Raw genomic sequence first — 12,811 nt, 5'->3', positions numbered from 1 at the left:
ATTATTTATCACCTCCAAATCAGTTTTCATTATACACCAAATTGTGTTGAGCTCAATAGAGATTTAGAAGACTTGTTAGTTTCCAACAAGGTTATAGTAAATAGGGGACAAACAGTCTTGAATTTTCTTGAAACAAGTTAAATCATTGAGCATGGATATGGGAACGTGTATACTTGCCCAAGAACTCATTTTTGAAATAGGAGGATAAGAAGTGCATTTTAAACCAAAAGCAATCTTTTTAGATATGGATGGGACAATTTTAACTCATCAAAATCTGGTTAGTATACATACAAAACAAGTGATAGATGAACTCAGAGAACAGGGAATCTTCGTCTTTCTTGCAACCGGTCGTGCGTTTGATGAAATAGAGGGAGTCGTACCAGAAGGGTTTAAGGTAGATGGATACATAACATCAAATGGAATGGCGGGGTATGTCGGACGGGAGGCCGTCTTTCAACATTCGCTCTCGCGTAAACTGGTAGAGATTATCATTGAAAAAGCAAGAGAAAACAAGGTTTACTATGAGCTTTTCCCATACGGAACAAACCGTGTTACCTTAAAGCAAGATCAACCTTATGTGGAAAATGAAATTCGAGACCCAAAGCCTGAAACAGTTGGAATCAACGAATGGCTATCACGAAAACAAGCGATTAAAGATGAAATTGACTGGAAGGAAGAGGTCGAAGGAACTAGGTTTTCAAAGTTTTATTTTTTTGCCAGAACAAAAGAGCATATCAATCAATGGAAGCATGAACTTGACGTTTTAAAACATGAAATCCCGTTTAGCACCTCAATCTCTTCTGACCATAATGTCGAAGTGATGGTCGCAAACGTGAATAAAGCAACAGGCATTCAACAGATGTTAAACCATTTTGAGTTATCGGCAGAAGAAACCCTTGCCATTGGAGATAGTGACAATGATTTACCAATGTTAGAGTTCGTAAGCTATTCCGTTGCGATGAAGAATGCGTCCGATGAGGTTAAAGAAGTGGTTGATGACGTAACACAGTTTACTTGTGATGAAGATGGCGTTTATCATTATCTTAAAGAGAAAATAAGACTATAGGTAGCAGGGGGGAGGGGAAAGAACATAATCGTATCCCCCCTGAAACTGTTTGATGATGCTAAATGTCGAAACAGTGTTGAAATGGGCCTATGAAAAAAAGTCGCTAGATGATTATCAATCAGATAATCTAGCGACTTTTTTACTGAGACAGGGGATCTGTCCCTATGTTTTATTTCCTTAGTTTCTGATGAGATAGTCAAATGCACCTAATGCTGCGGTTGCACCTGATCCCATAGAAATGATGATTTGGTTATATGCGCTATCTGTACAATCTCCTGCAGCAAATACTCCAGGAATAGTAGTAGCTCCGTTTTTCTCCGTGATGATTTCACCAATGCGGTTACGCTCAAGTGTTCCTTCTAACCATTCTGTGTTTGGAACAAGACCGATTTGGACAAATACCCCTTGAAGTTCAACATGATGATCTTCGCCTGTTTCACGATCTTGATACGTAATCCCAGTTACATTATCTGTACCTGTAATTTCTTGAGTCGCTGCGTTTGTCACAACTGTTACGTTTGGTAGGCTATGAAGACGTTCTTGAAGAACTTGGTCTGCTTTTAATTCAGGAGCAAACTCAAGAACTGTTACGTGTTTCACAATCCCAGCCAAGTCAATCGCTGCTTCAATACCAGAGTTTCCGCCACCAATGACAGCAACGTCTTTTCCTGCAAACAATGGACCGTCACAATGTGGGCAATAGGCAACACCTTTGTTTTTCAGTTCTTGTTCACCAGGAACGTTCACATTGCGCCAGCGAGCACCTGTTGAAATGATCACAGATTTACTCTTTAGAACAGCACCGTTTTCAAGTTCAAGCTCGAAAAGTTCTTTCTTTTCTAAGCCCTTTGCACGTACTAAGTCCATGACATCAATGTCATATTCTTTTACATGCTCTTCAAGAGCCATCGCAAGCTTAGGACCTTCCGTTGCTTTTACAGAAATAAAGTTTTCGATGCTAAGGGTATCAAGGATTTGACCACCAAAGCGTTCAGCAACAATTCCTGTTTTAATTCCTTTACGTGCCGCGTAAATCGCTGCACTTGCTCCAGCTGGACCACCGCCAACAACAAGAACATCGAATGGACCTTTATCAGAGAAATCTTCTGCACTTGGACCTTCACCAAGTTTCGCAAGGATTTCTTGAAGGGTAATGCGACCACCATTAAAGAATTCACCATTTAAGTAAACAGCTGGAACAGCCAATACGTCTTTCGCTTCAACTTCTTCTTTAAACGCTGCGCCATCGATCATCGTATGCGTAATACCAGGGTTAAGCACACTCATGATGTTCAATGCTTGGACAACGTCAGGACAGTTGTGGCATGTAAGACTCACATACGTTTCAAAGTTGAATTCACCTTTAATGTTTTTAATCTGGTCAATCACACTTTGATCAACTTTTGGAGCACGACCACTCACTTGAAGTAGGGCTAAAACTAATGAAGTAAATTCATGTCCTAGAGGAACACCAGCGAAAGTAACTCCAGTTTCTTCGCCGACACGATTAATGCTGAAGCTTGGAGTACGTTTTAGTTCTGCTTTTTCTACAGTGATTTTAGATGACATAGATGCTAGCTCTTCTACAAGAGCTAGCATCTCCTTTGAAACGTCATCTGAACCTGCACTGACTTTAAGCAGAATATCTTTTTCTAAAAGTTGTAGATACTGGTTTAATTGGGATTTAATTTCTGCGTCAAGTGCCATTTTTATCGCTCTCCTTAAATCTTTCCTACAAGGTCAAGGCTTGGCTTAAGTGTTTCAGAACCTTCTTCCCATTTCGCTGGGCAAACTTCACCTGGGTTGTTACGTACATATTGTGCTGCTTTGATTTTGTTTACAAGTGTGCTTGCGTCACGGCCAATTCCGCCAGCGTTGATTTCAACAGCTTGTACAACACCGTCTGGGTCGATGATGAAAGTACCACGGTCAGCAACACCATCTTCTTCAATTAGAACATCGAAGTTACGAGAAATCACGTGAGCAGGGTCACCGATCATTGTGTAAGTGATTTTACCAATCGCTTCTGAAGAATCATGCCATGCTTTATGAACAAAGTGAGTATCTGTAGAAACTGAATATACTTCAACGCCAAGATCTTTTAGAGTTGCATATTGGTTTTGTAGATCTTCAAGCTCAGTTGGGCAAACGAATGTAAAGTCTGCAGGGTAGAAGCAAACAACACTCCATTGACCTTTTAAGTTTTCTTCTGTTACTTCAACGAAATCTCCGTTTTTGAATGCTTGTGCTTTGAATGGTAGAATTTCTTTTCCAACTAATGACATAGTTTAGTTCCTCCTAAAAGATATGTATTATTGAATTACTACTAGAGTGTTCTACTCTATAATAATTCTAATTCAATATAAATTATTATATTAGAGTTATTTATATTGGTCAAGCGAAAGCAATGATTTTCTATTTAAATTATAGTCCTTTCTGTGAACGACGGTCAATTTATTCGCATTAAGAGCTTTTCATTCTCATCTATGGGACAAGGGGACAGGCACCTTGTCCCACATTCATGAATAGCATGGAAATTGATTCTATCTCAATATAGTAGAGGTGTGAGCTGATTTCTTTTCACGACTTACCCTTTCTTCAAATCCTTTTTCATCTTTATTATTTCCAATGTTCAGAATAATATAACCTTGTTTTACTCTATAATGAATCGGAAAAAAGGAGAGTCAGATTCTCCTTCTACAATTCGAGCATATTCCTCGCTTTTATCCTCCTAAAGTCCTGTAACTTTCTCTCTGGTTCTTTTTTAACATGTAACTTATTTACTGTTTTCATATATATAGGAAAATACGTGGAGCAAATACAGTAAGATGGAATCATTGTGATAAATTACCCCGTTAATAATAGGAAGGAGAGGGTTCGATGAAGAGGTTTTATCTTGGATTGTTTCTATTGACTGTTATGCTAACAGCATGTTCGTCGAATGAAAGTCAGCCAGTAGAATCTGCTGCGGAAGAACCAAAGCAGGTGGAACAAGAAAGTGAACAAGAAGGAACGTATACACCAAAGGAAGCTTTATATGTTGAAATGGAAAATCTTGATCGAGAGTTATCTGATCTTGAAAAAGAAATGCTACGACAGCCAGGGGTTTTTAGTGGGGAACAGTATGATGAAGTGAAAGTGAAAGAAACGCTAGACCAATTACCTGATGACCTAACAAAGGAACAATACTTAGAAGAACTAATCTACTTATTTGCAGAGGATTATCAGGAGGAAATGAAAACCCTCCTTCAGTTTGATTCTACGGTGGACGTTTCGATTGAACGGCCAGATGAAACCGTCAATGAACCTACATTAAAAAAAGCTCACTACGCAATTTTGGTGGATGCAAGTGGAAGTATGGCAGCAAAGGTAGGGAATAAAACGAGAATGGACGCGGCCAAGGAAGCGGTGATGGAATTTGCGGAACAAGTTCCAGAGAATGCAACCATTTCGTTACGTGTCTACGGGCACAAAGGGTCAAACCAGGAAGCAGATAAGAATGCTTCATGTGGGAGTACCGAAAATCTATTCAATGCTAGTTTTGATGAAGGTGCCTTCCAACAGGCATTGTCTCAAGTGAAGCCAGTTGGCTGGACGCCGATTGCCCTTGGCTTGGAAGCGGTCAAGGAAGATATCCCTGAGAATGCAGATGATGTTGTGGTATACGTTGTCAGTGATGGAATTGAAACCTGTAACGGTGACCCCGTTAAAGAAGCCAAGAATCTGGTTTCAGCAGACATTCAAGCAGTCGTGAATATCATTGGTTTTGATGTAGACAATGAAGGACAAAAATTATTAAAAGAAGTAGCGACTGCAGGAAATGGAGAGTTTACCTATGTAAACTCTGAAGTTGAATTGAAAAAGTATATGAGAGCTCAATACGAAGAAATCCAGAAAAAGTGGTATGAGTGGAAAGAAGCTGGAAAAGAGCAGGCCTACAAACTAAAGGAAGAGAAAAAGGAGTTAGCCTACAGCACGAAAGAAAGCATGAAAGAAAAAAGCAACCGTGAGAAAGAGCGGATGAAAGAGGCTCAGGCCTACTTGAAAGAACGATTTGATGACTACGATCATCCTGTCTCAAAAATGTTTTCAGATGTTGTTGATTACGGAAATGCCAAGTGGCGCTATGCAGTGGATACAGGAAACCAAATGTGGAGAGAAAGTGTCGACAGCGGAAACGAGGAATGGCGCGAATACGTGGACGAAGGAAACAAAAAAATAAATGAAACAATCGACAAGAAAAATGAGTGAGACAAGGGGGAACCTTGTCTCATTTTCTTTAAGTATTTTAGTAGAATAATAAATTTCTGAATATTATAAAATTAACTCCAAACTATTGCTAGTTTTCGTTATAATAAAACTAACAGTCTATTAGATAGAAAGCTTTCTCGAGTTTAATAAGCTTGTTTCACCAAAAATTGTTGCTAGATTCAAGTGCGAAGTAGCTTAAGAACAGTTGCTAGTATTGAATGCGTTTACAATCCCTTTTCTCATCATTCTTTTGGTGAACATAACGAAACCGATCGAAGGCTGAGAAAAGAGCTTATTATCATAAAAGGAGTTGAAAAGGTTGAATATTACCGATTTAACGGCAACACAACTAGTCAATCGAATCAAAAATAAGGAACTTTCACCTGTAGAAGTCACAAACGCCTTCCTCGAGCGAATTGAGACACATAATTCTAAATGGAATGCTTTTGTAACGGTGAATGAGCAAGCGATTGAAGAAGCGAAAAAAGTAGAAGACAAAATGATGAAGGGGGAAGAGGTTGGCAAACTTCAGGGGATTCCAGTTGCAATCAAGGATTTAACCCCAACGAAAGGGTTGCTTACGACATACGGATCACCAGCATTTAAAGACAATATTCCAGACAAAGACCCTGTATTCTTAAGTAGGATAAAAAAGGCGGGCGGGATTGTCTTAGGGAAAACCAATACTCCTGAATTTGGACACAAAGGAGTCACCGATAACCCTTTATTTGGTGTAACGAAAAATCCTTGGGACGTGAACTTAACCCCTGGTGGTTCAAGTGGTGGTTCCGCTGCTGCAGTAGCTGCAAAGCTTGCTCCTTTTGCTGAGGGAAGTGATGGGGGAGGTTCGATTCGAATTCCGGCTGCACTCACCGGAATCTTTGGATTTAAGCCAACCTTTGGAGTTATTCCTCATGAAGGAGAAGAGAATTTATACGGTTCAGAGCATCCTTACCTACATAACGGACCGATGGCAAGAACCGTTGAAGATGCCGCCTTGTTATTTTCTGTCATGCAGGGCTATGATGCCAATATCCCAAATGCTGTTCCGACATTAAAAGATGATTTTACGAATTTAGGTCGTGAGATGAAAGGCTTGAAAATCGCCTATACGCGCAATTTTGGTTTGTATGAAATCTCGGAGGATGTCGCTCAGGTAGTCGATCAAGCGGTTAAGCATTACGAGGCTCTTGGTTGCCAGGTGGAAGAGGTGGACGTTGATCTACACATGAGCCTCAAAGAGCTGACTCGTGCATTTTCAGGAATGTGGTGTGTGAAATTTGCAGGTACTTATGGAAAACTCTACGACCAAGACCCAGACAGTTTTTCCGAGGGTATGGCCAAAATGATTCAGATTGGCAGAAAATTAAGTGCTGTGGATTATAAAGAAATTGAAGTCAAACGGACTCTTGTTTGGAAAGAAATCCAGAACATCTTGAACAACTACGACCTAATCCTTTCGCCTGTATTGGCGACGACAGCGTTTGACCACCAGTTAGCAGGTCCATCCTTGATCAATGGGAAAAGTGTAAACCCTGCAACCGATTGGATGCTAACACAAATCTATAACTTTACGGGTCACCCTGCTGCCTCTTTGCCAGTAGGCTTAACGAAAGCGGGACTACCAGTGGGTCTACAAGTCGCAGGCAAGCGATTTGCGGATAAGCTCGTGCTAGATGCATGTCATGCGTATGAACAAGTTTTTCCAACCTACTTAGAACCGTTAGAGGGAAATTTAAGTAAAAATTAATAAGGGAAAACCACCAGAATGCAAGGGTTGTATTCTGGTGGTTTTATTATGTACCTCTACTTGATAGGGATGGATGAAAAAACTGAGAGTAGAACCATACCTAAAAGAGATTCTTAGGTAACAAGGTTTTAGCGACAAAATCACCGCCAACATATAATAGAAGAATTTTTTTAAAGAAAAAATGAACTTTCTCCTTTCTCCATTTGTATAGTCAGTAAAAGGAACAATGAGGAGAGGATAAAATGAATACTGGCTGGATTGTTTCATTAATCGTTGCAGGTATTATCATGGTTGTGATCATTGCGATTATGATTCCAATGGATCGCAAACATGTGGTGCGTGAATATGGGAAGATCAATTTTAAGAAAACGAAAATCTATTTAAGATGGAATGTGTTTGACACCGTTACGCTCATTTTAGCGATATATAGCATCATCTGTGTTCAAACCCTTAATATGTTGATTTCCTTCGGTTACACAGTGGAAAATGGGTTTGTGCAATTTTTTACCAATCAAGCACAGGTATGGACGCTTGTTTCCATGATTTATTTAATCACCCGGGTTTCGCTTACGTTAAAATCTATTAAGGAACGTTGGGGAGATGAACTTGATTGAACGTGAAGACCAACTCATGATTGCTTTTCAAAATGGAGATGACACAGCATTGGAGAAGATTTACACGCTTTTAAAACCATCTCTTTATTCGTTCGTTTACCGCTATACGCGAGACGAGCAATTAAGCATTGACCTTGTTCAAGATTCGTTTATGAAGCTTCACCGGTACAAACAGTATTATGATCCTAATAAAGGAAAGCTAAAATCCTATCTCTTTCAAACAGCGTATCGGTTAATGATCACAAAACTAAACCGAAGAAAGAAATGGCGGTCTTTCCTTCCGTTTCTTACTCCGATTGAGAAAGGCGAAATTGATCATGCTGATCGTTTGACGATTCGGGATGCAGTTGCCAGACTCCCTGACAAACAACGAGCTGTTATTTTGCTTTTTTATTATCATGATATGACCCAAGAGGATATTGCAGAGATACTAGATATCCCTAAAGGCACTGTTAAATCACGCTTACACAAGGCAATCCAAAGTTTAAAAGATGAATTGGGGGGTGAATTTCATGAATCAGGATCCATTTAAAAAGGAAACTTACTTGGGAATGAAATTAGATGAAGATCACGTCGAAGTGCCTGATTTTCCGATGAATCCCAAAATGAAAAGGTGGGACCGGTTAGTCAATGTTCTAGCTTCGCCAGCAAAGAACCCTGTAGAGCCTGTCATTTCAACCACTACTGGTTTTTTAGTATTGAAGGTTGCCCCCATTTTGGCTGGCACAGCACTTACGTTTATCCAATTGATCTTTTTTCTTTAGGAGAGTAGAGGTTTTTGTCCTTGAGGGAGTGTCTCAAGGACATTTTTTGTATCAATCCTTCGTATTTGTTCTTGAGGGTGCGGCTCAAGGACATAATTTAGAATTCAGTCTTGGTTTTGTCTATGAGAGAGCATCTCAAGGACATAATTTAGAATTCAGTCTTGGTTTTGTCTCTGAGAGAGCATCTCAAGGACAAAATTTAGAATCCAGTCTTGGTTTTTGTCCATGAAGAAGCTCCTCAAGGACATATTACAGATACCAGTCTTGGTTTTGTCTATGAGAGACCGCCTCAAGGACATTTAAGTGGATCTCCCTTAGTAATTGTCCATGAGAGATCTATCAACGACATTTCTGGCCTCCATATCCTAATTTGGCTCTTGAGCAATCCGCTCAAGGGCTTTCTTATGCGATTTTCACTAGCTTGTTCTTAGTCTAAATCTCAATGTCCTTTCCATCTGTCCCTTCCTTTATGAATGACAAATCTGTTTTCGGACACGATACTAGTATACTTTGAACATGACAATAGGAGATATTTACATGCTGTTTAAGAATCGTAAGCCGAATGTAGAAGAGGAACTTGAGTGGCTGATAAACGAATTGAAGCCTTCAAGCGATATCCTACATAAACCGTTGCGCTTAGAAGATAAACAAATTGAACTGGTGTATATCAAATCCGTCGTAGATGGAGCGCAACTTCAACAGATTGTGATTAAACCCTTTTTTGAATTGGCGAGTGAACAACATGTAGAGGCCTATTTAAAATCACTACCGAATCAGCAAGATGTTACCTCAAAAGAACAAGTTCTTTTAGAACTCACAAAGGGCAGTGTCGTGGTGAGGCTGAAAGACGAACTCTTGTTATTCGATATCAAGAAAGTCAACACCGACACCGTTCGAGAAACAAATATTGAACCTACGATTATCGGGCCACAATATGCGTTAAGTGAGGATATCGGAACGAACCTAAATCTGATTCGACAACGATATCATAAGCCGTCTCTTACTGTTGAAACGGTGGAAGTAGGGAAAAAGAGCCAGCAATCCTTAGCCATCATCTATGATATGGAATATGTTGGGGAAAAGGTATTAAAGCAAATTAAAAGCAAAATAGAATCCCTAGATCAACCTGTCATTCAATCCTCTACCCAACTTCAACGGTTTTTGAACGGACGCAAACGTTCAATGGTCCCAACCATGATGATGACTGAACGCACGGATCGGGTTGTGTACAATCTTGCAAGTGGAAAAGTAATTCTATTGTTGGACGGCTCGCCAACGACGATTATCGCCCCAGCGGTATTTTGGGATTTTATGACGTCCATGGAGGACAATTATGGATTGTATTGGGTCACCAAATTTTCAAAATTCCTACGTTACCTTGGGTTGTTTACCAGTCTCATTCTACCGGGACTTTATGTGGCTGCAACCTCGTTCAATCCTGAGGTATTCCGAGTGGAGCTAGCGCTTTCAATTGCGGGAAGCCGGATTGGGGTTCCGTATCCTTCCTTTGTTGAGGTTTTGTTTATGTTAATTTTCATGGAACTCTTAACCGAGGCAAGTATTCGTCTTCCTAAGGCCGTAACGGGGACAGCCACAACAGTTGGCGGGTTAATTCTAGGGACGGCTGCAACAGAAGCTGCGCTTGCATCCAACATTATTATCATCATCGTGGGCGCTGTCGCCATTTCAACCTTCGTCATTCCCATCAATGAAATGAGCTTTGCGATTCGACTTGTAAGATATTTGTTGCTTTTCGCCGCAACCGTAGCGGGTTTGGCGGGCTTAGCCTTAGGCCTCATTGGAATCTTAATGTATTTGGTCAGCAGGGATAGCTTTGGGCAACCTTATCTTAAACTCTTTTTTGAAAAAAAGAAGGCAGAAACTGCAACTAGGGTGAAGCCATCATGAGCCGCTATTTTTTCTATCTCGTCTTTGTCAATATGATTGCAAATGTTGTCGCATCGGTTCCGAAAATTCTTTTAGAAAAGAAATCAGAAGGAGCCATTGCCTCTATGCTCCTATCCATCTTCCTAGGACTGGCATTATGTTATATCGTTGCCAGATTTTTTAATTCTTTCCCTGGGAAGGGGCTACCTGAATTGACACAAAAATACTTACCCCGTTGGTTTGCAAATCTGCTCCTTCTTTTCATCGCAAGCGCTTGGTATATTGCAGGGCTGATTACGTTGGTTACGTACACCTTCTTACTAAAGCGGTTCTTAACACCCGATATGCCTTTAGTGTGGATAACGAGCATTTTTTTGTTATTTCTCTCGTATGGGGTTCTTATGAAGACAAGCAGCGTCCTTTATACAATTGAACTCGTATTACTATGCTGTATCCCAATCAATGTTCTCATCATGTTCAAGTCTTATGTAACACCTGAACTAGAATGGGACTTCATTAGTGAGTCAATCATGCATGCCTATGAGCTGCCTAGCTTTACTGCACTCTCAGCATCCACGTATTTATTGGTGGGCGGGTTCAACCTCATTATATTCAATCGGTTTTTCACAAAAAAGCACAAGATAACAGGGAAACAAATTCTTTTTATTGGAATGCTAGGAATTGGGTCATTGTTAACAACCTATTTTATTCCCATTGGGATGAACGGATTTGAATCGGTCGAAATGATTGCTTATCCGTGGATTATAACAGCCGATACGCTTCGATTAAATCTTGGGGTGATTGAGCGAATCTTATTTGTTTTTTTGCTATTATACTTGGCGATCTCTTTTTTAAGTTTATTAATTCACTGGCATGTTGCTATAGAACTATATAAAAGTGTGATCACGTTTAAACGCCTTACATATAAGGGCAAAAATTTAACTCCACTCCTTTTTATCGGCCTTTTTTGGTTTGGCAGCATCCAAGTGACGAAGTATTTAACTGAATACCAACTAACTCTCTATACGAGTTATTTTTATAATCTTTTGCTTTGTTCTCTTATCGGGATGGTCGGTCTTTTTTGGTTTATTGTAAGGAGGGCAAAGTCTTGAAAAAGAAAGTTCAGCATTTAGCAAAACCGTTCTTTATTATCGTTGCGGTTATGGTCCTTCTCTTCCAATCAGGGTGTGGATTTAAGGATATTGATAAGCGGATTTTTGTATTATCGATTGGTATCGATCACACAAAAAGTGAAGAAAAACCATTCCGCGTTGTGTTAAAACTAGCTGTTCCTTCAGGTTCCATCAAACAATCGGGCACAGAGTACACCTATTTAACAGAGGAAAGTGAGTCGATAAGTACCGCCATTAGGATATTAAAATCTCAAACCGATAAAGAACTAGATTTTGGTCATGCAAAGGTCATTGTTTTTGGGGAAGAAGTTCTCCACCATGAATTAGAGGAAATCATCGATTTTTTCTTAAGAAGAAGAGATATTCAAATGATTTCTTGGGTAGGAGTTGGCCAACCCTCTGCCGAGAGTGTGTTAAAAGCGGAGCCTGAATCAGAAATGGCAGGATCCCATGCCTTATTTAACTTTTTTGATCAGAATGGGGTCGAAAGCTCGCTCATCGTGACAAGCTATTTGTTTGATTTTAGGAGGAGAGTGATGGAGACGGGGATTGATCCCATTCTACCAGTCTTAAACACAAGTGAAGATAAGAAGAGAATCGAAGTGAGTCGGGCAATTGTCGTAAACAGCGATAAAAAGCCGGTTGAATTGAATGAAAAACAAGCGACCATCTATAACTTAATGGGGAATAATGCCGACCGTTATGATGTTAGAGTGAAAAATGACGATCTGAACTTTACGGTTGCGATTGATACATCAAAAGTAACCTTTGACATCAATACCGATTCAAAACAGAAGCCAATCATAAAAATGGATATCGAGATGGTGGGCATCATCCAGGAAGCTGATGTGGATACCGATTCTAGTAAATTGCACACCTACAGCGAAGTTACCAGTAAAACCGTCAAAAAAGATGTGACAGAAGTTTTAACAATGTTCCAAGAGGAAGGATTGGACCCACTTGGGTTCGGTTTACGGTACAAAGCAACCAGACTGAATAACAATAAACGATATGAAGAGTGGAAAGAACTTTATCCTAAGGTAACGTTTGAAGTAAACGCCAAAGCATCGCTTAAGAGCACTGGGGTAATTGAGTAGAAAAACGGGAGAGTCAGACATGCTGTCTGGCTTCTTTTTCTTTTTTAGGGGGAAAGGATTGTTTCTGTGCTTGTAATACGGGTGAAAATTAGGGATTATGGTAGGAGAGAAGAATAAAATAAATCCAACCTCCATTGCTAGTTCGTTGTTAGCTATTTCTTCGGTAGCAAAAATTACCCTACTTATAACTGGATTCAAGCTGCTAAAAGTTTCATCCGCCTTTCCATTTGAGTGGCTAAGAGAAATTGG

The 12,811-nt window shown here is 39.9% G+C and carries 11 protein-coding genes; 9 read left to right on the top strand and 2 right to left on the bottom strand.

Going from position 1 to position 12,811, the window contains the following annotated elements; translation table 11 throughout:
* Window positions 1-211: 211 nt before the first annotated feature.
* Complete coding sequence (locus H0185_RS15055; RefSeq protein ID WP_221874334.1) at window positions 212-1,066, top strand: HAD family hydrolase; 855 nt, start codon at window positions 212-214, stop codon at window positions 1,064-1,066.
* Between the two features lie 177 nt (window positions 1,067-1,243).
* Here H0185_RS15055 and ahpF read toward each other — a convergent pair whose 3' ends face one another.
* The gene (gene ahpF / locus H0185_RS15050; RefSeq protein WP_221874333.1) at window positions 1,244-2,773 is read right to left on the bottom strand and encodes an alkyl hydroperoxide reductase subunit F; all 1,530 of its coding nucleotides are present in this window, start codon (window positions 2,771-2,773) and stop codon (window positions 1,244-1,246) included.
* Window positions 2,774-2,787: 14 nt separating this feature from the next.
* On the bottom strand, window positions 2,788-3,351 hold the full coding sequence (ahpC, locus tag H0185_RS15045; protein WP_221874332.1) for an alkyl hydroperoxide reductase subunit C: 564 nt from the start codon (window positions 3,349-3,351) through the stop codon (window positions 2,788-2,790).
* A 595-nt stretch (window positions 3,352-3,946) separates the two neighbouring features.
* Here ahpC and H0185_RS15040 point away from each other — a divergent pair.
* The 8 genes from H0185_RS15040 (at window position 3,947) to H0185_RS15005 (ending at window position 12,562) form a co-directional block, all read left to right on the top strand.
* Window positions 3,947-5,317, top strand: a complete 1,371-nt coding sequence (locus H0185_RS15040; RefSeq protein WP_221874331.1) for a VWA domain-containing protein — start codon at window positions 3,947-3,949, stop codon at window positions 5,315-5,317.
* A gap of 319 nt (window positions 5,318-5,636) precedes the next feature.
* The gene (locus tag H0185_RS15035; protein ID WP_221874330.1) at window positions 5,637-7,067 is read left to right on the top strand and encodes an amidase; all 1,431 of its coding nucleotides are present in this window, start codon (window positions 5,637-5,639) and stop codon (window positions 7,065-7,067) included.
* A gap of 242 nt (window positions 7,068-7,309) precedes the next feature.
* Window positions 7,310-7,681 carry a group-specific protein gene (locus tag H0185_RS15030; RefSeq protein ID WP_221874329.1) on the top strand — a complete coding sequence of 124 codons (372 nt, stop codon included), beginning with the start codon at window positions 7,310-7,312 and terminating at the stop codon, window positions 7,679-7,681.
* A gap of 16 nt (window positions 7,682-7,697) precedes the next feature.
* Complete coding sequence (locus H0185_RS15025) at window positions 7,698-8,213, top strand: RNA polymerase sigma factor (RefSeq protein WP_221874387.1); 516 nt, start codon at window positions 7,698-7,700, stop codon at window positions 8,211-8,213.
* Entirely contained in the window at window positions 8,194-8,445 is a 252-nt protein-coding gene (locus H0185_RS15020; RefSeq protein WP_221874328.1) for a hypothetical protein, read from the top strand. Before H0185_RS15025 ends, H0185_RS15020 begins: the two co-directional genes overlap by 20 nt.
* Before the next feature lie 537 nt (window positions 8,446-8,982).
* Window positions 8,983-10,353, top strand: coding sequence for a spore germination protein (locus tag H0185_RS15015; protein WP_221874327.1), 1,371 nt, complete (start codon window positions 8,983-8,985; stop codon window positions 10,351-10,353).
* Window positions 10,350-11,444: a GerAB/ArcD/ProY family transporter gene (locus H0185_RS15010; RefSeq protein ID WP_221874326.1), complete on the top strand. Its 1,095-nt coding sequence runs from the start codon at window positions 10,350-10,352 to the stop codon at window positions 11,442-11,444. Before H0185_RS15015 ends, H0185_RS15010 begins: the two co-directional genes overlap by 4 nt.
* A complete protein-coding gene (locus tag H0185_RS15005; RefSeq protein ID WP_221874325.1) occupies window positions 11,441-12,562 on the top strand; it encodes a Ger(x)C family spore germination protein in 1,122 nt (373 codons plus the stop codon). The genes H0185_RS15010 and H0185_RS15005 overlap by 4 nt, the downstream gene beginning before the upstream one ends.
* The last annotated feature ends 249 nt before the right edge of the window (window positions 12,563-12,811 follow it).

Source organism: Mesobacillus maritimus, from assembly GCF_019749255.1.
GTDB lineage: Bacteria > Bacillota > Bacilli > Bacillales > Cytobacillaceae > Mesobacillus_B > Mesobacillus_B maritimus_A.
The sequence above is the reverse complement of the archived record's forward strand: the minus strand, read 5'-3'. Positions and strand labels throughout refer to the sequence as shown.